This is a genomic window from Streptomyces sp. NPDC002265, from assembly GCF_040296125.1.
Taxonomy (GTDB): Bacteria; Actinomycetota; Actinomycetes; order Streptomycetales; family Streptomycetaceae; genus Streptomyces.
Window position 1 is genome coordinate 1 of sequence record NZ_JBEOWS010000180.1, and the last position, 19,639, is coordinate 19,639.

Consider the following 19,639-nt stretch of genomic DNA (forward strand, 5'->3'; position numbering starts at 1 on the left):
GCCGATGCCCTTGCTGGCTCCGGTGACGACGGCGACCTTGCCCTTGAGGTGCAGTTCCATGACGATCCTTTTCTGGATTGATTAATACATAATTATTGTGCAACTGTGCCCTGAGGCACGGAAGGCCCTACTTGCCGGTCGAGGCAGCGGGTGCCGGGTCCGCGTCGTCCGGTCGACCCTTCCGACGTTGCCCTTGAGGAAACAGTAGCACTTTTTCTGGATCAATCAATCAAGAATGAGAGTGGCGCCCGTCACCCCTTCGGGCAGGGGGCGGACGCGGCTCCTCCCGAACCGACCGACGCCCGCCGGCCGCCTCGCCGATCAAACTCCACCTCCTAGGTAACAAGAGGGCAGAGATTCCTCGACTCGTATAGATGCATTAATGCAATTAAAACAGCTTTAACGCGAACACCTAAAGCCTTGATCATCCGTTGCCTCTCAGCCCGGCTACTTAACATGTAGGTAGATGCTTCGCCGGGACCGTCGACCGTCAGGCCCGGCAAGACACTGGCTGGCCGGCCACTCGCAGGCTCGGCAGGCCTTGAGCACGCCCCTCGCTCCACGGCGAGGGCACCCGTCATGCAAGAGGGACCGTTCGACGTGGCAGGCCATCAGTGCGTGCCGCACGAAGCGCCGAGGTGGGGGTAGATCCATGTATCCGATGCCGGTTCGCTACAGGAGCGAAGAGAAGGTCCGCCATCTGCTGAAGTGGGCAGCCGGATGGGGCGACGAATCCCCGGGCGAGAGCCTGTGGTCCTACTCCCTCAGGCTGGGCGGCTCACACGCCCTGCTCAACGGATGGCTGAAGAACCCGAAGCTGCTGTCCACGCTCACACAGGAAGAGCGCCACATACTGAGTGAAGCCCGCCGCAGGGCGCACAACGCCAGGAGGGGCACGCTGGCCTCGGCGAGCAGATGAGCAGCGGCGAACGCCGGCTGGCGGCCCCAGGCGCTCCGACAGCCTCTCCACGTGATCGTCAGCGGCCTACGCCCGCGATCACTGATAGTCGCCTGCGGGATCGTTATCGCGGGCTGGTCGCTTGCCCTCCCTGATCTTCCGTCTGACCTCGGCCTCGGAATCGTGAGGGCCGGCCGCCACCGTGTCGTTCCTCCGCCGCGCGACCAGGTAGGAGTCGCCACGCCGGTAGACGATCATCGCGCGGCCTGCGTCAAAGTCCTCCGCGCCCTCAGCAGCGTAGAGCCGGTGCGAGCCGTCCTCCTCCACGACAATCAAGTCGCGACCTACCGCGCGTGCGGCCAGAGCAGCCGCCTGGGCGGCCGTCGCTTCGTCCCACCAACAGGCCATCACCAGCGTCGTCGCCTGCAGAGCCAGTCTCTGGTTCGGGGGAGCTTGTCGCTCACCCCATCGGGCAGGCGGCCACCACCGGCGCGGATCCGTTGACGCAGTTCCGGGTCACGGAAGGTCTCCGGCGCCGCCCTCTCCACCTCTTCGGCGTGGAACACCGCCCGCCGGTCCAGAAGTGTGTCGTTCCCCAGCAGGCTGGCGTCAACGGCCCTCCGGGCCAGTACGATCGGCTCCTCGGTGCGGCCCCCGGCCAGTCCCACCGCAGCCCAGAAGCCATTGCCGTCGACGGGACGACCGTCCCGGACCGGGCTGCCGTCCGGTCCGGGACGGAGCAATGCCCCGTACGCGTCGACCCGCGGCCGATGCAGGTCGTAGACGTGCTGAATGCCATCGGTGTCGGTCATGGTCAGGGTGCGGTGGTCGCCTGCCGCGTCGAAGGACAGGCTGTCCTCGGTGATCGCGACTCTGTGCCGCAGTTGCCACGGTGCGGTCTCATGCGCCCGGTACAGATGGGCGGCCGTGGCGTCCGGCCGGGCGGCCGGCGTAGCCGTCTTGGGCTGCACCGCCTTCGGTGCTGCCTTCGCGGTCGTCATGGGGAGCACCGGCGCCTTCGGCGGCGTGAAGGCCACCGCGTCCGGCTCGGTGGTGTTCAGGCTGCGCAGCCGAATCTTCTCCCCGTCGGGCAGCTGGTGCCAGACCGTGAGGCGGTCCGCGGCCCGGCGCAGCCGGACGAGCTCCCGGTTCAGGGCACGGGCATGCTCGTGCAGAGCTCGCAGACTCTCGGCAACCTCGTCCACCAGGCCGCGCGCCTCGGCCTCCGCGGCTTGCGCCTCGGCCTCCGCGGCTTGCGCCTCGGCCTCCGCGGCTTGCGCCTCGGTGAGTTCGTCGGCAGCCGCTGCGCGGGCCAGGTCGAGCCTCTCGCGGGCCTGCTCGATCCGCGCGCTGCGCAGTCGGTCCCATTCCGCGTGCGCGGCCTCGGCCTCGTTCTCGGCGTGCTCGCGCAGGAGCGCCGACAGGGTGTCCCGCGCTTGGCTGACTGCCGGGAGCGCCTCAACGTCGCGGGCCTGGAGTGCGTCGAGGCGGTGTCGGGCCTCGGCCAGCTCGGCCGCCCGCGTGGCCCCGGTGCCCAGCCGCAGGTCCCGCAGCGCCTTGTCCGCGGCGGCCAGCGCAGCGCTCGCCTGCTGGACGGCGTCCCACGCCCGCCGGGCCGGGGCGGGGTGGTTGGTGTTGGTGAGCAGCCCGAGCTGACGGGCGACGTCCTCTCGCACCCATGCCAGGACCACGGTGTCGGTCTCCATCGCCAGTGGCTCCCGCCGTGCCAGGTGGAAGGTGCCCCGGACGTACGCCACCACGGCCCCGTCCTTCACGTCGTGGTGGGCCTGCGCGACGCTCAGCCACCGCATCGGCAGGGCGAACAGGTAGGCACGCGGCTTGTTGTCCGGTTTCACGTTCACCGAGCCCAGCCCGTCGAGGGACAGTCCCACCGTCTTCGATTCCGCCGCCGGGGCGCTCGCGTTGCCGCCTTCCTGCGCCGAACCAGCCGCCGTCGGACCGGAGGGTCCGGCGTTCACCCCCTGCTCGGATGTGCCCGCATGGGCGAACGTGGACGAGATGCCGTGGGCGCTTTGCTGCGGGCTTTTGAACTTCACTCCGTCCGCCACCGCCAGCAGTCGAGCTCCGGAGAAGTCCGGCCTGGAATACAGGTCGAGGCGGCCGCTGGCGCCTCCGAAGAAGCCGCGCCATTCCAGTCCGGCCACCTGGTAGCCGTCGGCCGTCAGCGTCTGCGCGAAGAAGGCCGTCAACGCCATGGCGGACGTACCGGCCTCGAGGCTCTCCCGCGCTCCTGTGCCGATCCTGGTGAGACGCGTGTCCTGGGCCCGTCCGAGCAGGCGCGTGTCGGTGATCTCGTCGTGCAACGGCAGCGTCAGGCCGGAGTCGTATGCGGCGCCCAGGGCGAGGACGTTCGCGTGGTGCAGCTCGTCCAGGCCGACGAAGCCCCGGACCCCGAAACCCTCCGCCGGCATCGTGAAGGGCCATACGCCGCCCTCGTCGCCCCCACGGGGAACATCGTGCCAGCCGCCCGCGCCCATCGCCGCCGGCAGCGCCACCCTGCGCGTACGGCCCGGCGGGACCAGCTCGGTGGGAGCCAGCCAGCGGATTATCCTTCCCAGCAGGATCGGGTGTCCCCATCAGGCTGAGCGGGAGGTGCTTGTGCAGGACCCCGGCCGACTCGCGGACCGGGGGCAACACCCTTTCCCCCGTGGACTTGTCACCCAAGAACCGCACGGTGACCTCCACTTCGTGCCTCTGCGCGATCGCGGCGTGGAGGTGGTCCGCATACGTCACGATCGTTTCGAAGCCGGTGGGATCGCTCTGTGTCACCCCGGTCGACCATGTCGAGGAAGCTGTCTGCGAATAGACCGGTCCCGCCCCGCTCACCGTGCCATTGCCGGTATCGGCGCGCTCCGCCACCGTGAGGCCGATCGCCAGTCGCGCACCGCGACCACGACTGTGCTGCACCGCCTCCGTCGCCTGAACCTGCTCCTCCAGTTCCACACCGTGGTCCAGACCGTTGAAGTGGCCCTCCCCCACAGGGATCACCCGGACCCTGAGCTGTACTTCACGTAAACCGATCCAGGTCCGAAGTGTCTCGGAACCCCAGCGGCCCAGCCTCGCGGGTACCGCCACGCCAGGCCCCACCATCTCGTTGTTCAGGGCACGGATCACCCGCCCGGACACCAGCTGGCGCAGATGCTCGAAGTCGTTGTCCGACAGGCCCAGCGGGCGCAGCTCGGCCTCGATCCGGCTCAGTACGGACGCGGGGTTGAGCGAGTTGCCCGGCCAGCCACCGAACTGCACCTGGCGCAGCCACGGAGACTCCCGCCAGGTGATCTCGTCGTAGCGCGGCACGTCGTTGCCGTAGCTGTCGCTCAACACGCGCAGTGCGTATGCGGCCTTGACGGGAATGACGCCGACCCATCGCGACAGACGGGTCTCGCCGTGGGCGTCCGACAGCGCCGAAGGCACAAGGGCACCGTGGGCACCCTTAGTGAGCCTGCTGAAAGCCGCCGCGTACGCGTACTCCACCGGCGCGCTCACCACCACCTGGCGGCCGCCCACGTCCTTGCGGTTGATCGTCCAGGTGGCGTTGCGCTGGACGGACGTGGATCTCGTCGTGCTGAGGCGGGTCGCGAGGGTGAGACCGACGGTGCCGGCGACGCGGGCGCCGTTGAAGGACGTGAGCTGATTGATGCGGCCACCGAGCTCCACAGTGCGCGTCTGGCCCTTGCGCCCCCCTGCCCCACTCCCCGCGACGGCTGAAGCCTCGGTCTCGATCTCCACCGGCCCGGTGACAGCGGTCAGACCCGGCAGACCCTCCGTGGCTTGCTCGATCAGCCTGGTGCGGTAGGCGAGTCTAGTGGTCCGGTCGAGGCACGGCGCCTCGGTGAACAGGGTCCAGTGCAGGCCCAGGGGTACGGAGGTCGCGGCGAAGTGCGCGATGCGACTCGCAAGCTGAATCGGCACATTGCTCTCGTTGTGGGCGTCAGCACCCAGTGTGATGTACGGCCCTGCACCGCCCGTCGCCATGTTCGTCGCTCGCTGGACCATCTCCTGCAGCTGGGGCCCTCCGTGACGTCGATCGTGGTGTAGGGATAGTCCAGAACCGACCCGGATTGCTCCTCAAGGGAGTTCGATTCCGGCGCGGCCACGCCGTCCAGCCATGACCGAGTCCCCAGTGCCATGGCCCGGCCTGCGCGGCAGTCATGACCCTCACCCGATCCGGCTGCACGGAGCGGTCGAGGCCGGCTGTGCCGGTGTACTCGAGCGGCACACTCAGCACCACCTCTCCCGTCTCCCCGGCCTGTTCGCGGCCCGGCTCTCCCTGTCCGATCAGTGTCCTCTCCCGGTCCGCGGAGACGAACGCCTGCGTACCCAGCAGATGTCCGGAGGGCATGCCGCGCATCCACTGCCGCGGCCGCCAGTGGCCGCCGCTCTCGACCGTAAACCGGACCCGGTAGCGGTACCAGGCCGCACCACCTGTGGTGATCGAGATGACCTCGTCCCCGCCCGACAGGGAATAGCCGCTCTCCGCCTGCGCCCTTCCGCCGTAACGCACGCCGACGGAAGCGGTCTCGGCTCGCAACGGCATGCCGGCTATACCCACTCCGTCGCGCAGGGACACCGCCCCTTCGACGCCAGCCTGCCAGGAACGACTGCTGCCACGCCGGCCACTGAGACTGTCGCTGCCCGGCGCACTGAAACGGCCGCGCTGCTCCGTGCGCCGGCCGAGGTACACCCTGTCGTGCAATGTCGCACGGACCCATACGTCGACGTGCCGACGCCCGAGGGGAGTCCACTGGGACAGCCCGATCCGCAGCCCCGTGTCCAGCATCGATCCCAGGTTCGAGGCCATGCTCTGATGGGACAGCCGGTCGTACACCTCACGCGTGTTGTGCAGCACCGTCATGCTCGGATTCGACCGCGGAATCAGGCGTCCGCGGATCCGGCGACTCCGCGGACGCGTCGCCCGAGGCGGCCGGGCTCCGCGTTCCCCGTCCGGCTTCCGTCTCCTCGACAGCTCCCGCCTCTGCCGCCGACGCCGGAATGCAGGTACCCGTACCTGCGGACTCTGGAGTATGCGCCGGTACGGTCGCCACAGCCGACCCGGCCACAGCATCGGGACCCGACTGCGCTTCCGTCCCCTCTTCGGATGCGGACTCGGAGCCCGTCTCGTCGATCCGGGGCAGCGGCTGCTCCCACACCGCTGCGCCGGTCGACTCCGTCAATCCGGTCCTTTGTCCCATGTGTGGCCGCCCGCCTCAGAGCCTGATGGTCATCGAACCAGTGACCATAGAGGCCGAGGAGACTCAAGGGGTTTCGCAGCAGCCAACATTGCCCGGGAAACCCGTGCGTCCTTCTCTCCTTGCCCTGCGTCCCGCAGCCAGCCCGACCGACACGCGACGGCGGCAGACGGAGGTCCGCTGCGATCCCATGTCCCGGTCGACGGCGAGCAGTTGCCTGCAGTGCGGGCCTCGCGTCGGCGGCCGATGGCTCGCACCCGAGCCCTGGGGGAGGGACCTGCCCGTTCAGCCTTCGTTGTCTGCCTCCCGGGACAGACATCGGCCGTCAGGCGGGGTGCGGAGCAGCGCAATGCCTACGCTCGGGGGCTGAAACCCAAGCCGCAGGAAGCAGGAAAGCGGGAACGCACGTTGAGCACCCTGGTCGCCAAACGCCCGCCTCGTGCCGAGGGTCCTCCCATGCCCGAGGGGCAGGTCGAGCTGGCCGAACCTCCCGTGCTCGGAGAACCTGCCACCAGCGACTTCGGGTCGGTGATGATGTATCTGCCCATGGGGCTGGGCAGCGGCGCAATGGTGATGATGTTCTCCGTCGGCAGCGGAGGCGCGACGTCGTATCTGATGTCCGGAATGATGGGCATCGCCATGGTCAGCATGACCCTCACCCAGGTCGGCCGGCCGGGTTCGGACCGGCGCCGCCGGATGCGGGCCGAGCGCCGCGCTTACATGCGCTATCTCGGTCAGAAGCGGAGACAGGCCCAGCAGGCGGCCGAAGCGCAGCGTGCGGCACTGTTGTGGGACAACCCACCCCCTGGCAACCTGTGGGCACTGGCCCGAGGGACCCGCCTGTGGGAACGCCGGCCCGGCCACGAGGACTTCGCCCGGGTGCGGATCGGGCTCGCCACGCGCCGCGCCGCCCTGGAGTTCCTGCCGCCGCAGACCAAGCCGGTGGAGGACCTGGAGCCGCTGTGCGCGATCTCCCTGCGGCGGTTCACGCGCGCCCACCAGACCGTGCCCCTGCTGCCCGTTCCGGTGTCCTTGCAGCGCTTCACCAGTGTGGAGTTCGCCGGCGAGATCGGCGACGCACTGGCCCTGGCGCGCGCGATGCTCGGCCAGCTCGTGGTCTTCCACTCCCCTGAGGAGCTGAGGATCGCCATGCTCGGCGACGACGCGGCGCAGCACGAGTGGGACTGGCTCAAGTGGCTGCCGCACAACGCCCACCCGCAGGAGGAGGACTCCGCCGGTCCCGTCCGCCTCGCCGCCGCCGATCACGACGCCTTGCTCGATCTGCTCGGTCCAGACGTGCGTGACCGGCCCGACCACGACATCGATTCCTCGCCCAGCGTCGCCGAACCGTTCACCGTGATCGTCGCTCAGGGTGTGCGGATTCCCGACACGTCACGGCTGTTGGGCGCCGGGATGAGAGGTGTGATCCTGCTCGACCTGACCGGTGCGGTGCCCGGCGGCCCCAAGGTGCTGCGCCTCACCGTCCGCGGTGGCCAGGTCGAGTTCCCCAACGGCACCGAGACCCTCTCGGGCCACGTGGACCAGCTCGGACCCATGCAGGCGCTCACCCTGGGCCGCACGCTGGCCCCGATGCGCACCAGCGGCGGCGTCGACCTGGTGGACCGCCCCCTCGAGTCGGACTTCGACCTGACGGCCGTGCTCAGCATCCGTAACGTACGCGGGTACGACGTCCACGCCAAGTGGCGCCCGCGTCTCGCCCAGCACGCCCGCCTCAAAGTGCCCATCGGCGTCAGCGAGGATGGCGAGATCGTCGAACTCGACCTCAAGGAGTCCGCGCAGGGCGGCATGGGCCCGCACGGCCTGCTCATCGGCGCCACCGGATCCGGTAAGAGCGAACTGCTGCGTACCCTCGTGATGGGTCTGGCCGCCACCCACTCCTCCGAGATCCTCAACTTCGTCCTCGTGGACTTCAAGGGCGGCGCCACCTTCCTCAACATGGACCGGCTGCCGCACACGTCGGCCGTCATCACCAACCTGGCCGACGAGCTGCACCTCGTCGACCGCATGCGTGACTCCATCAACGGCGAGATGATCCGCCGCCAGGAGTTGCTGCGCGACGCGGGCTGCGCCTCGCTGTACGAGTACGAGAAGGCTCGCGGGGCGGGCACCACCCTGGCACCGCTGCCCTCTCTCTTGATCATCGTCGACGAGTTCTCCGAACTCCTCGCGAGCAAGCCGGAGTTCGTCGATCTGTTCGTGTCGATCGGCCGGCTCGGGCGCAGCCTCGGCATCCATCTACTGCTCGCCTCGCAGCGCCTGGACGAATCCCGTATCCACCGGGTCGAAGGCCATCTGTCCTACCGGATCGCCCTGCGCACCTTCTCCTCGATGGAGTCTCGCAGCGTCATCGGTGTCTCCCACGCCTACGAGCTGCCCTCCGCACCCGGCAACGGCTACCTCAAGATCGACACCACCAACCTCGTACGTTTCAAGGCCGCCTACGTCTCCGGGCCCGTTCCCGCACCGCCGACCCCGGAGGAAGCCGCACGCCGGGAGGCGACGGTCCTCGACGTGACGCCCTTCGGGCTGCGGCAGCAGGGCGAGCTCGTCTCGGTCCGCGCGGAGGCGGCGGCAGCGGCACTGGTGTCACTCGCCGAGGAGGCCTTGCGCGAGCAGGGCGGGGACGGCGGGACCGAGTCCGTCGGCGAGAGCGGTGACGACACCCTGCTCGACGTACTCGTCGGACGGCTGGAGGACAACGGCCCACCTGCCCGGCAGGTGTGACTGTCTCCCCTGTCCCAGCCTCCCGCGCTCGACGAACTGCTGCCCGGAATCGTGCCCGACCCGCAACGCGGCATGAGCGCGGCCGACCCCCGTACCCACGGCGCACTGCCGGTGCCCTTCGGTCTGGTGGACCGCCCCTACGAGCAGTTGCGTGAGCTCCTGGTCGCCGACCTGTCCGGAGCCGATGGGCACATCGGCATCGTGGGCGCCCCGCAGACCGGGAAGTCCACGCTGCTGCGCTCCCTCACGCTGTCGCTCGCCCTCACCCACACGCCGGACGAGGTCCAGTTCTACTGCCTCGACTTCGGAGGCGTCGGGCTGGTGTCCATCGCCGGCCTGCCGCACGTCGGATCGATCGTCACCCGACTGGAACGCGATCGCTTTCAGCGCACCATTGAAGAACTGTCCCAACTCGTCGAGCAGCGTGCGCAGTTGTTCACCTCGCGAGGGCTGGAATCGATGAGCGCCTTCCGCGCTCTGCGCGCTGACGGCGGTATGGAAGATCCCTACGGGGACGTCTTCCTCCTGGTCGACGGGTGGGCCACGCTGCGTCAGGACTACGAGGACCTCGAACAGCGGGTGATGGAACTCGCGGCCCGCGGCCTGTCCTTCGGCCTGCACGTGGTGGCCTCGGCGGTGCGCTGGTCCGAGATCCGTCCGCGCCTGCGGGACCTGCTCGGCACCAAGCTCGAACTGCGTCTGGGCAACTCGATGGAGTCCGAGGTGGGCTCCCGTGCGGCGGCCGGCGTGCCGCATCAGCCCGGTCGGGGCCTGACCAGCAGCGGACATCACTTCACTTTCCGCGCTGCCCCGGCTCGACAGCTCCTCGCGCACGGAAGACCTGACCCAGGCGACCAAAGCGGCTGTCGCCGAGATCAGCACCTTTTGGTCCGGTGACAACGCTCCCGGTGTGCGTCTTCTGCCCACGATCCTGGACGCCCGCCGGCTCCCCGCGCCCGCCGACACCCGCGACCTGAAGTTCTGCCTCGGCTGGGACGAGCAACGCCTCGCACCGCTGTGGCACGACTTCGGCGCCACGCCCCACCTGCTCGTCTACGGGGACGGCGAGACGGGCAAGACCAACGCCCTGCGACTGGCGATCCGCGCCATCACCAGCCAGTACTCCCCGGAGGACGCGCGGATCCTGCTGGCCGACCCCGGACGCGGCCTGCTCAAGGACGTGCCGGAGGCCTACCGCGTCGGATACGCCGTCGACGGCGACGGACTCGGCAAGCTCGCCGAGAGCGCCGCCATCTCGGTGAGCAAGCGACAGCCCGGTGCGGACATCAGCCCCGAGCAGCTGGAGCGGCGCGACTGGTGGGCCGGTCCGCTGCTGTTCATCGTCGTCGACGACTACGACCTCTTCTCCGGCGGCTCCGGAACACCGTCGCCGATGACGCCTCTGGTGCAGCTCCTCTCGCAAGGCGTCCACATCGGACTGCACCTGATCGTCGCGCGCAGCACCTCGGGCGCGATGCGCTCCATCATGGATCTCTTGCTGCGTCGCATGTGGGAGCTGGGCAACCCGGCGCTGCTGTTCTCCTACCCAAAGGAGGAGGGCAAGTTCATCGGCGAGGCCAAGCCCCGCACCCTGCCGGTTGGACGGGCCCAGCTCGTCACCCGGCGCACCATCAAACTCGTCCAGACCGGCCTCGTGTCGACGGGCCCAGTCCACCCAGGAGCAGGATGAGCGCGGCCGCCCCGACGCCGACCGAAGGGACCACTGAGGCCTGTCGCGTCACCGTCGAGACACCCGACGGCCGAGCCGACCTGTCCATCCCGGTCACCACCCCCGTGTCCGCGCTGCTTACGACACTGCTGCGGCAGCTGCCGACCGCATCCGTGGCCGACGGCACCCCGTGGACACTGCAACGCCTCGGCGAGGACCCTCTCGCGCCCGAGGCCGCCCCCGAGACCGCCGGGCTGCGCCACGGGGACGTCCTGCTGCTGCGCCACTGCCCGCCCTCCACTACGACGACATCGCCGACGGCGTCGCGCACACGGTCGGCGACGGCCCCGGCAGATGGCGTCCAGAACTCACCCGCGCTCGACCGTGAGCCTGGCCTGCCTGGTCCTCGGCGCACTGGCCGCCACCCTGCTCGACGCGGGTGCGGGCCACCGGACGGCCGCAGCCGCCGGCGCCATCGCCGTGGTGCTCGCAGCCGCGACCGCTCACCCCCGAGGCCTCGGCCAGCGCCTCGATCGTCAGCGACGCCTCCAGGCGCAGCTGCCTGAGCAGCGCTCCGAACCCGACGTCGTTCTCTTCGGTCATCTGACCCACCCCCGTGTGCCGCGTCCTTTTGCGTCTGACCCGACTCATCCCGGTATGTGGTCATTTGACCGCCCGTCGAAGCCGGGGAAGACGAACGCTGATTGGTGATCATGGCTGGTTTGCGGCTACAGGATATTCACAAAATTATGCCGAGTGATGGAAGGTGATACGCCTAGGTGTCGGGAGCGGAGTGTCTGTGGAGCACGTGTGTGCGCTGCTGGGCGGCGTTCAACTCTCCGAGAGCGCCGTCTCGTCGCCGATGCGAGGCCGCTGCCGTCCTCTGTCGCTCGCCGTCGCCGCCGGGCAGGTGGACGACGGGCCGGCCTTCACAACGGCTGTGCTCTGCCGCGGAGTTCCGCGATGGCGCGGCCGGCCGCGTCCATGAGACCGGGGTGGTCCCGGCGCCCGTGGACCCGGGGAACCGCGGAGGCGTGGCCTCGAGGTTTCCTCGTGTTCGGTTCTCTCCTGGGCAACCTTTCATACATTTCCCGGCAAGTGGTGGCTTCGGGCGGCCCTAGGCTTTTTCGGACAAGAGGTGCCATCCCCCAGACCATGTTGGACGGGCAGAAAATGACTCAACCGTTTTCAAGCGCGGCCGAGACGACGGTCACTTGTGAGCTCGAAGTGCACGTGGTCGTCGGAGGTGAACCGCATGTTTCACTCCCCGCAGCATTTCACTATCACTGTGCCGACCCCTACGCCGTACGTCTGTCGATCGGGGCGACCTCGAGCGGCACGGTGAACTGGGTATTTGCGCTCAGTCTCCTGCACGAGGGAATGAGCCGGCCGGTGGGAGAAGGGGATGTTCTGGTGTCGCCCCGGCGCTCGTCGCACGGCCCGGTCATTCGCATCGTCGTCCGGTCCAGACTCGGGTCTGCGGTGCTCGACATGAAGGCTTCCCCTGTCGCTCATTTCCTGGACAGGGCTCAGGAGCTAGTCCCGGCAGGCACGGAGGGAAGCCACGTCGACGTGGATCACATCGCGACTCTCCTCCTGACCGCCGACGGGTGACCGCTCGACGGAAGGCTGTCCGTCAAGGCCCGACCGATGGAGGTCATGACCGCTGAGCGCACGACCCCGCGAATGATCGGGTCGGCGACGGGCGGGCATCACCTGGTCGGTCCGCGGCTTCGGCGCGGTGGCGTTTGCGACCTGCGATTTTCTTGCCGGCGTCGATGCCCTGACCGGCCGCGGGCACGTTCGCGGAGGTCTTCACGCTCTGCGCGTCCAGCACACAGGCGGTCGGCTCACCGTCGCGGCCTTCGGCCTCGCGCACCAGCCGGCGCAGGAGGCCGTTGAGTCGGTCGAAGACGCCTTCTTTCTGCCCGGCGGCGAAGTAGCCGTGGACCGTTTCCCATGGCGGGAAGTCGTGCGGCAGATAACGCCAGGCAATGCCGGTGCGGTCGACGTAGAGGATGGCGTCCATGACGCGGCGCAGGGCGTGTTCGGGCGGCCGGCCGATGTCGAGCCCCTTGCTCCTGCGCTCTGCCCGCCACGCGGTGAGGATGGGCCCGATCAGTTCCCAGCGCGCATCGGAGAGGTCGCTGGGGCACGGGCGTTGTCGCGTCATGTTTCGGTGGTACCGGCGGCAGGCCCGCCCCTGCAGGGCGCAAACGGGGCCAAGAGGCGGCGCCCTGGGATCAGACAGGAGCGAGCCCACGGAAACGGGCGACCGAAGGGCGACATCCATCCCATTCACCACACGGAACTCCCTCGCCTCAGCAGCATTCCCGACTCGTCCCGCGGAAGCTCCACCGAACAGCCTCACCGGGACAGAACGCCCTTTCAGGGAACACTCGGCGAACCGGCACACAATGGCCACCGCGTCCGCATTCCAGCAAGTGATCGACAGACCCCTGCAGCCCCCGCCTGTCTTCATTGCCCCACCCGTCGCACCTGCGGCGGCCGTCCACGTCCCCGGCGCGGAAACCCACCCCGGCCCATCGCTCGACTGGAATCCGTTCGACTTTTCGGAGAACGGTGTTCCTCTTGCGCCCGTCACGGACCCGTCGTGGGGTGCTCACTGAGCCATGGTGTGAACGACGGTGCTGGTGGCCCACCGCAAGGTGAGCCACCAGCACCGGACGAAGGGCGGGTCAGGCCAGGCCGGCGGCCCTGATCACCGTCTGCGTCACCGTGTCACCACGGCCGTCCGACGCATGGACCCGCAGGGACAGGAAGCGGGCCTTCCTCGGTGCGTCCAGGCGGATCCGGGCGGCTCCTTCGCCCGTGCCGCGTGGGGCGGGACGCTGCCAGGTACGGCCGTCGTCGTAGGACACCTCGACTGACTCGGTGTCCACCGCCCTGGACGAGATTCCCGGCAGTGCGGATGCCGTCACCGTGAGGTCGGCGTCCCGCCCGGCCACGCCGTCCGCGTCGGTCGTGATGTTGTAGTCGAACTGCAGGAGCGGAAGCACCTGCGGGTCGTCCGACCGGGGCGCGGCCGAGGTGAAGGCCCATTCGGTGCGCGTAGCCGTCGAGTAGGGATATCCCGCCACCCGTTGGGTCGTCGTCACGAGCCGGTACCGCTCCGATCCGGTCGGCAGGTCCTCCACCCGGAAGCCGGCGCCGTCGGCGCGGGTCACGAGGCGGCCGTTGCGGTAGAGCTCGGTCGCCTGGACGGTGGTGCCCGGCCCGACCACTCCGGCGTGGTCACGGCCGCCGTCGCCGAAGGCCGGGAGGACGATGTCGAAGGAGTCGCCGATGCGCCGGGGCAGTGGCTGGGACTCGTTCAGCCGGGGGTGTTCGACGGGGCCGAACCACTGGACGGCGGTGGTCCGGCCCGCCGGGTAGTCGACCAGTCCGGAGTACTGCATCGTGGTGACGCCGCGTGCGGCCTCCTCCATCCAGCTCGCCTCCCCGGCCGGGGTGACCCAGTCGGTGCGCTCGGCACCGGCCGGGACCGACTGTGAGAGGCCGACCTTCACCCCGAGGTAGGGCTGCATGTCGAAGCGGAACTCGTCGAGTCCGGTTGTCGTGTCGCCGCGGAAGGAGACGTCGACGCGGGCGAGTTTGCTGCGGGCGGGGGCGTAGCGCTGTGTGTCCGGGATGGTGCCGTACCAGCTGTGGACCAGGTCGTAGACGTAGTCCGTCGTCGCGTGGCCGGCGATCCGCATCGGGACCGAGCCGGTGCGGCTGGCCTGGATGCGGGCGATGAGGGTCTCGCCCTCGGTGCGGGAGAGGCCCGCGATGACGAGGTCGGTGCGGCTGGTGGGCTCGCGCAGGCGGCCGTCCTGGTCGTTGACCACGACCAGCAGTGCGACGCCCGCCTTGCGCGCGGCCGTGTACTGGTCGTCGGCGTCTGCGGCGGTCCGGTCGTCATCGTCGTCGCCCTCGTCGGGGACGTAGCGGACCACGGCCACCTTGCCCCGGGCGCCGGTCGCCGCGTACTCGGCGGCGGTGCCGTCTCCCGCGAACACGGCGGGCAGACTGCGGGTGCCCTCGGCCGGGGTGCCGGATCCGGGTTGGAGCCACAGGTCGTCGAACTCCTGCGCGCCAGAGGAGAGTTGCAGCCGGGGCTGCTGCATGCGCCAGCGGACCGTGTAGGTCAGGTCGCTTCCGGAGGGCTTGGGCAGGGGCGCGGCCCACAGACTGTCGAAGGCGTCTCCGAGCGTGTCGCTGTCCGTGACGGTCGGTGAGCCGTCCTTGAACGACTGGTGGAAGTCGGCGCGCATGTAGGCGTCGGTGGAGGTCCTCGGTGTGACGACCTCGGTCCGGCGCAGCTTCGTTCCGTCGAGGGTGACGTCGGCGTCGGTGTCGCCGACGACGACGTCCGTCTTGGCCATCAGCGCCCGGCCGGCGGAGGACGCGCCGTGCACACCTTGGACCGCAGCCCAGGTCCAGACGGTGTAGGTGCCGGGAGGAACGACGACGTCGGTCGAGCCGTCGAGGTCGGCGTCGAGCACGGTGTCGGTGAGATCGTCGCCCTTGCGCCGGTAGTTGACCAGCACGCCGGGCAGTGGTGCACCGGACCGGTCGGTGGTGTGCACGCGCAGGTGGTGGTCCTCGACGTGGGTGCTGACCGCGAGCAGGGTGCGGGTGACGACCTTGCCGTCGACGACGCCTTCCAGGCGGCCGGTGAATCGCGCGTCCGCCGGGGCCCGGTCGAGCGTGGTGGTGACGTCGGCGGTGGCGGTGCCGTGCGCGGGGACGGTGACCGGCTGGTCCGTCACGGTGAACAGGCCTTCGGGGGCGTCGGCCGCCTCGATGCGCGGGGTGACGGACACGGGGGTGTCGCCCGAGTTGGTCCAGGTGACCGTACGGGTCACGGTGCCGGACGTCTGGCCCGGGGTGTGGATGCCGGCGTCCGCCGTGCCGGTGGCGACCAGTGGGCCGGTGGCCGCCTCGGCGTCCACGCGTCCGTTGCCGCCGGCGTCCGCGGGGATGTCGGGTGTGGCGTGGGCGGTGCTGACCAGGGCGTCTTTGATGCGGGCTCCGTCCCAGTCCGGGTGTTCGGCGGCGACCAGGGCGGCGACGCCCGCGACATGCGGGGTGGCCATCGAGGTGCCGCTGAGGGTGGCGTACGAGCCGGAGCCGAAGGTCGCCCATTGCGAGCGGGCCGCGAGGATGCCGACGCCGGGGGCGGTGATCTCGGGTTTGATGACGTCGTCCCGGAAGCGGGGGCCGCGGCTGGAGAAGTCGGCGAGGGCGTCGGCGGAGTCGACGGCGCCGACCGTGAGCGCGGCGGAGGCGGCACCGGGGGTGGCCACGGTGCCGTCGGAGGGACCGGAGTTGCCGGCCGCGATGGTGAACAGGGCGCCGGTCTCGGCGCTGAGGTCGTCGACCGCCTGGCTGAGCGGGTCGGTTCCGTCGGAGGGACGGTCGCCGCCGAGGCTCATGCTGATCACGCGGGCCTTGGCGTCGCGGGCGGCCCATTCCATGCCGCTGATGATCCAGGAGTCGTAGCCACTGCCGTCGTTGCCGAGGACCTTGCCCACGTGCAGGCGTACGCCGGGGGCGACGCCCTTCTCCTTGCCGCCGGACGCCGCTCCGGTGCCCGCGATGGTGGAGGCCACGTGCGTGCCGTGCCCGTGGTGGTCGTCGACGTCCTGGCCGGGCACGAAGCCGGCGGAGTCGGCGACCACGCCCTTCAGGTCGGGGTGTCCGGTGTCGTAGCCGGTGTCGAGGACGGCCACGTCCACGCCCTGGCCCGTGTCGCCGCCCCGCCAGACCTCGGGGGCGCCGATCTGCGCGACGCTGTCGGCGAGATCGGCCTCGACCTTCCCGTCGAGCCACACCTTCTCGACGCCTCCGGCCAGTGCCGGTGCCGTCTGTGCCGTGCGAGCGGCCTGGGAGGCGGAGTTCTGCCGGGTGAGGTCGGCCCAGAACGTCGCGGCCTTGCCGTGTTCCTGGGTGACCGCGGTGCTGTCGATGCTGGTCAGCGCTCGCGCGCCGGTGGAGCCCTCGGGCAGTGAGGGCGCGCCCTGCTTCCTGCGGGTGTCGGAGGCGTAGCTCAGGATGACGGGCAGGCCGTCGGTGTGCGCGTCGTCGTAGTCGTCGGCGATGAGCCGTGTGACGTCGAAGAGTTGGTCGTCGAGGAGTCCGGCGGCCACGTACCGCTCGGCGGCGGCCGGGTAGACGTACGTGTCGCCCTGCTGCGTCGTGACGCGGGCATCGGCGCGGTGGCCGTCCGGGCCCTCCACGGTGACGGTGGGCGGGCCGTCGCCGCCCTGCGCGACGGTGACACGGTCACCGGTGATGAGGGTGACGATGCGCGGCCCGGCCGGGTGCGGGGCGCTGCCGGAGGAGGTCCGCTCCGGCGAAGGGGCGGACGTGGCCAGGTCGGCCGCGGATGCCGGCGGGATCGCCATCAGCATCGCGGCGACGCCCACGAGGATCGGTAGGCCTGATCGGCCCGGGAAGTGCGGTCTCACAGAGGATCCTTCGCATGAGATCCGTCCAATGTCGGCCGCATGCTAGCTAGTTGAACGTTTCAACGAGCTGGCGAACGGGTTGCCTTCGGCGATCCGGCCCCTAAGGGCACCGAGCACTGCCCCGGCGCGCCGATCAGCGGCGCTGGATGTCCTTGAGCCAGTCGGCGAGTGCCAGCGCGGCCTCGGGGTCCGCCTGGGCCAGGCGCACCACGAGCGCCGGATCGATCGCCTTCAGCGGCCCCACCCAGGCCATCGTCGTGAGCAGGGCGCTGTGCGCCCTGACGGACGGGGGGAAGCCGGCCGGATCCTTGACGATGTGCGGGATGCGCTCCTGAAGGGACACCGACGTGTGCCGCGTTCGCTCGCTGACGTGCCGCCAGGCCTTCAGATCACCGGACTCGAACAGGACCAGCGGACCCTCGGCGCCGAGGCGCTCGCCGAGCCCCTCCTCGAGCAGGCCCGCCTCCTCGATGACCTGGAGGGCGTAGACCCGGGCATGTGCCTGGTAGTCGTAACCGCGCTGCTCCTGGTGTTCCCGCTCCCGTGCCGCGCGCGCGGCCGTGGCCTCCGACCTCGCGACGCGCTCCTCGCGGACCATCGGATCCGTCTTCGGGTCGTACACCTCGGCCGTGTCGGCCAGCAGGCTCTCGATGCGCCGCCACTCGCCGAACTCCACCGCTTGGCGGGTGCCTTCGGCCGCGTCTTCTGCGCCGGTGTACGGCGCCGGTCCGGATCCGATGCCGTCCAGCACACGGACGACGTCCGCGTGGCTCATGCCGACGGCCCGGCGGCGCACCGCGCTGCGGGCGGCCCGCGCCTTCTCCGTCGACTCGCCGGTCACGGTGACCGCGGGGATACGCAGGCTCCGACGACCTGGGGTGACCACGTACGGCTCTCATTCACTACGGGAACGCACACTCTGGTGGTCCCCCGGCAAAAGTGGTGCCGGGGGACCACTGATCATGTAACGCAACGGCGGAGGCGAACACCACACTGTCGCGTGCGATGTTCCTGTTGAGGCATGCGGGATGCCCCATCGATCTCACCGCAACGCGTCCGTACCTGTGGCGACCGGTCCAGCTCGCCCCGGACACCGAGTTCGTCCAGGACCAGGCGGTGCAGCTTGGCCCACACCCGCGCCGGCACCTCGTCCCTGCCGAACGCTGCGACCATCTCCTGGCAGGTCAGAGGCCCCTGATGGAGCCGGCCCCGGTCCGCGAGCGCCTGCAGGAAGTGCCGGTGGTCCACCGACAGCGCCAACCAGGCGCTGTCCGGGCGATCACGCGTCCCGCCAGGGTGACTCGGTCGAGGGCTGCGTTCTACGCCTTCGTCGAGGCCCGGCACGGGCGTGTCCCCGCGCCCCGCTCGCGGGCCACAGCCGGCCAAGAGCCGGCGCCCATTTCCTCGGCAACCTGCCGGGCACCGGCAGGCGGAACCGATCGTCGCGCGGCGCCCAGGCCGTTTTCGGACGAGGTGAGCTCCGTGGGCCGTCACTGGACGGCAGTGGCCCGTGGATTGACCTCACAGCGAGCGATCTCGTCCACGGGTCCCCCCCTGGCAGCGGCCACCCGGACCTTCTCCTTGCTCTTCGCAGGCACCGACACCTGGTCGTAGGTCTTGAACATGGTGAAGCCGTCTGCGTTCTTGTAGCTGATTCTCACGGCGAAGAGACCCTGGCGCCCGTTCGGATTCCGGACCGCGACGGTCACGTACGGGTCGTCCTCGTCCGCGCAGTGCGTGAGCACGGCGGTGCCGTCCTTCAGAGGCCGGGCAGCAGCGACGGAGGGGGACGTCGTGGGGGTGGAAGGGGCGGTCGGCCGCGAACTCTGCTTGCCGCCGCTTTCACCGGTACTCGACGCGGAGTCGGCACTGGGGGCGCCGACCGCGCTGCCAGACCTTGCCGTTGACGCAGGCTGCGGAGTGGACTTCGCTTTGTCCGACTTCGTAGCGCCGCATCCAGACAAAACTATGACTGCCGCCAAAACCACTCCGGCGGTCATGTGCACCCGCTTGATCACGTCACTCTTTCCAAGAACCGAGCCGCAGGATCGATTCCAGGACGGCTGCGCTGGTCAGCGCGTGCAGAGGCTACCAGCGGGCGGAGATCGGGAACCGGCCGCCGTGAGGCGATAACGTGATCACCATGTCTCGGCCCACGGCTCGACCCACAGGCAGACCGTGCTGATGGTCTCGTTGCTCGCGCTCGGCTTGGACACGCTCGCCCCCTAACCAGCAACATGATCGGCCGGACAAGTCCGGGCAAGTCCAGTCCGTTACAGGTTTCTCTACCTCATCAAGCCCCGGCTGCGCTCCGCTCCGCCGGGCGCGCTCCCAGCTCCGCTGCGGGCGCCGCTCCTGCCTCCGGCCCGCTCCGCCCGCGCTGCGCCGACGCGCGCCCACGTGTGGATAGGGCCGGTGGCCATGAGTCGATCACCGCAGGAACGCGGCAACGGTCCAAGCGTGCCTCCGGCGGGGGCGCTCAGGCTCCGAGATGGCGGGGGCGCCGTTCGCGGGTGCCGGCCGAGTGTGGCGGGGGCGGGGTGCTCCCATCCCGTCTGCCGTCGACCCAGGCAGAGCCGAGCAGTCGCGGCCCAGGGCGTCAAGGTGGCTCGTCCGGCAGGGCGCTCCACCTTGACGCCCT

At 69.9% G+C, this 19,639-nt stretch carries 9 protein-coding genes and 4 pseudogenes; 5 read left to right on the forward strand and 8 right to left on the reverse strand.

Annotated features, from left to right (window positions below):
• The first annotated feature begins 661 nt into the window (after positions 1 to 661).
• Positions 662 to 919 (forward strand): hypothetical protein, encoded by a 258-nt coding sequence (locus ABT085_RS27515; RefSeq protein ID WP_351613362.1) that lies wholly within the window; start codon positions 662 to 664, stop codon positions 917 to 919.
• A 78-nt stretch (positions 920 to 997) separates the two neighbouring features.
• Here ABT085_RS27515 and ABT085_RS27520 read toward each other — a convergent pair whose 3' ends face one another.
• Both ABT085_RS27520 and ABT085_RS27525 read right to left on the reverse strand, forming a co-directional pair.
• Positions 998 to 1,306 carry a hypothetical protein gene (locus tag ABT085_RS27520; protein ID WP_351613365.1) on the reverse strand — a complete coding sequence of 103 codons (309 nt, stop codon included), beginning with the start codon at positions 1,304 to 1,306 and terminating at the stop codon, positions 998 to 1,000.
• Positions 1,306 to 3,330, reverse strand: coding sequence for a hypothetical protein (locus tag ABT085_RS27525; RefSeq protein WP_351613368.1), 2,025 nt, complete (start codon positions 3,328 to 3,330; stop codon positions 1,306 to 1,308). The genes ABT085_RS27520 and ABT085_RS27525 overlap by 1 nt, the downstream gene beginning before the upstream one ends.
• A gap of 1,025 nt (positions 3,331 to 4,355) precedes the next feature.
• On the opposite strand from ABT085_RS27525, the gene ABT085_RS27530 reads away from it, so the two are divergent.
• From ABT085_RS27530 to ABT085_RS27550, 3 genes and pseudogenes are all read left to right on the forward strand, one after another.
• Positions 4,356 to 4,553 (forward strand): hypothetical protein, encoded by a 198-nt coding sequence (locus ABT085_RS27530; protein WP_351613371.1) that lies wholly within the window; start codon positions 4,356 to 4,358, stop codon positions 4,551 to 4,553.
• A gap of 2,011 nt (positions 4,554 to 6,564) precedes the next feature.
• Positions 6,565 to 10,543, forward strand: a pseudogene (gene eccCa, locus ABT085_RS46755) (type VII secretion protein EccCa).
• Positions 10,540 to 10,791, forward strand: a pseudogene (locus ABT085_RS27550) (EsaB/YukD family protein); the annotation flags it as partial. The pseudogenes eccCa and ABT085_RS27550, both read left to right, overlap by 4 nt.
• A gap of 31 nt (positions 10,792 to 10,822) precedes the next feature.
• Here the strand turns inward: ABT085_RS27550 and ABT085_RS27555 are convergent.
• Complete coding sequence (locus tag ABT085_RS27555; protein ID WP_351613393.1) at positions 10,823 to 11,125, reverse strand: helix-turn-helix transcriptional regulator; 303 nt, start codon at positions 11,123 to 11,125, stop codon at positions 10,823 to 10,825.
• Positions 11,126 to 11,677: 552 nt separating this feature from the next.
• Between ABT085_RS27555 and ABT085_RS27560 the strand changes: the two genes are divergently transcribed.
• Positions 11,678 to 12,136: an SsgA family sporulation/cell division regulator gene (locus ABT085_RS27560; protein WP_351613382.1), complete on the forward strand. Its 459-nt coding sequence runs from the start codon at positions 11,678 to 11,680 to the stop codon at positions 12,134 to 12,136.
• 127 nt (positions 12,137 to 12,263) lie between these two features.
• Here ABT085_RS27560 and ABT085_RS27565 read toward each other — a convergent pair.
• The 5 genes and pseudogenes from ABT085_RS27565 to ABT085_RS27580 form a co-directional block, all read right to left on the reverse strand.
• Positions 12,264 to 12,695, reverse strand: a pseudogene (locus tag ABT085_RS27565) (transposase); the annotation flags it as partial.
• Positions 12,696 to 13,221: 526 nt separating this feature from the next.
• The gene (locus tag ABT085_RS27570) at positions 13,222 to 16,998 is read right to left on the reverse strand and encodes a S8 family serine peptidase (RefSeq protein WP_351613384.1); all 3,777 of its coding nucleotides are present in this window, start codon (positions 16,996 to 16,998) and stop codon (positions 13,222 to 13,224) included.
• Positions 16,999 to 17,131: 133 nt separating this feature from the next.
• Positions 17,132 to 17,884 carry a hypothetical protein gene (locus ABT085_RS27575; RefSeq protein ID WP_351613387.1) on the reverse strand — a complete coding sequence of 251 codons (753 nt, stop codon included), beginning with the start codon at positions 17,882 to 17,884 and terminating at the stop codon, positions 17,132 to 17,134.
• Between the two features lie 146 nt (positions 17,885 to 18,030).
• Positions 18,031 to 18,138, reverse strand: a pseudogene (locus ABT085_RS46760) (IS5/IS1182 family transposase); the annotation flags it as partial.
• 350 nt (positions 18,139 to 18,488) lie between these two features.
• Positions 18,489 to 18,743 (reverse strand): hypothetical protein, encoded by a 255-nt coding sequence (locus ABT085_RS27580; RefSeq protein ID WP_351613390.1) that lies wholly within the window; start codon positions 18,741 to 18,743, stop codon positions 18,489 to 18,491.
• Between the last annotated feature and the right edge of the window lie 896 nt (positions 18,744 to 19,639).